2 protein-coding genes are annotated in these 1,290 nt (G+C 65.1%); both read left to right on the top strand.

The window, feature by feature from the left end:
- Positions 1-211 (top strand): DJ-1/PfpI family protein (locus ACT84W_RS09970; RefSeq protein WP_444329100.1); only part of this gene is annotated, 211 nt, incomplete at its 5' end.
- A gap of 57 nt (positions 212-268) precedes the next feature.
- Positions 269-1,090, top strand: a complete 822-nt coding sequence (locus ACT84W_RS09975) for a leucine-rich repeat domain-containing protein (protein ID WP_444329101.1) — start codon at positions 269-271, stop codon at positions 1,088-1,090.
- Positions 1,091-1,290: the final 200 nt, after the last annotated feature.

Below are 1,290 nucleotides of genomic sequence, written 5' to 3' on the forward strand. Positions count from 1 at the left end.
CCCCTGGGTCCTCGTGAACGCCGACGTGCTCCAGGGCAAGACGATGACGAGCTGCCGCTACATCCGCGTCGACCTTGAGCATGCGGGCGCGACCTGGCTCGATGAGGAATGCCACGTGGACGACGCGAACGGCTGGAGGCTCATCACCTCGCGCCGTCCGGCGGATCTCGAGGCGTTCAGCGCTGCCATGATCGCCGCGCTCGAGGGCTAAGAAGCCCCTCTACCAATAAGGTCGCCTTTCCCAAATCCCCGCATGGGCGGAGCAGCCATGACCGATCGCACGAACCTCGCCAGCCTCAAGAGCCGACCGTCTCTTCTTGGACGCCTGCGATGGATTCTCGCGGCTCAGCTCGTTGCCCTGGCGGTCGTCCTTGGCGCACCGATGTCCCTGGGGCTTCCCGCTCAGGTCGCGGTCGCGGCAACGACCTCCGACGGCATCGTCTACGAGCAGCGAGAGCTGGGAACCGTGGCCATCACCGGCTACGAGGGGGCGGGCGGCCGCGTAGAGATCCCCGCGCAGCTTGAGGGCCTCCCCGTGACGTCCGTTGCGGACGGGGCCTTCTCCCTCAACACGAGCATCACCGAGGTCTCGATTCCCGAGGGCGTCTTGAGCGTTGGGAACGAGGCCTTCAACGATTGCGTCAAGCTCGCCTCCGTTGAGCTGCCTGCCTCGCTCTCGTCCATCGGTGACTCGGCGTTTTACTCGTGCAGCCGCCTGGAGAGCATCGAGCTTCCCCATGGGCTCGCTTCCATCGGCGACGGCGCGTTCTACGGCTGCGCGTCCTTGGCCTCGATCGCCGTCCCGGGCACGGTCGCGGATTGGGGCGACTACGTCTTCAGCTCCTGCGAGCGACTCGAATCTGTGCGCATCGGCGAGGGCGTCGATCGCGTTCCCACGCGCTCCTTCATCGGCGATTCGCTTCTTTCCTCCGCGGAGCTTCCCAGCTCCGTCAAGCTCATCGAGAAGAACGCCTTCAGGAGCTGCGGTTCGTTGGCGACCTGCGACTTGAGCCATGTGGGGCGGCTCAAGCACGGACCGCTACTGGCTCGATTGGTTCGAGTCCAAGCCCTGGACCACATGCTTCGTTGACGGGAACCACGAGAACCATCGCATGCTGGCAGAACTCCCCGAGACCGAGTGGTGCGGCGGGCACGTCCATATTGTGCGCCCAAACATCCTGCATTTGATGCGCGGTGAGGTATTCGATATCGACGGCACGACCGTTCTCGCCATGGGCGGGGCGGCGAGCCATGACAGGGAATGGCGCGAGGAGGGGAAGTCCTGGTGGC

Origin of the sequence: Paratractidigestivibacter sp. (genome assembly GCF_052362415.1) — a bacterium.
Taxonomy (GTDB): domain Bacteria; phylum Actinomycetota; class Coriobacteriia; order Coriobacteriales; family Atopobiaceae; genus Paratractidigestivibacter.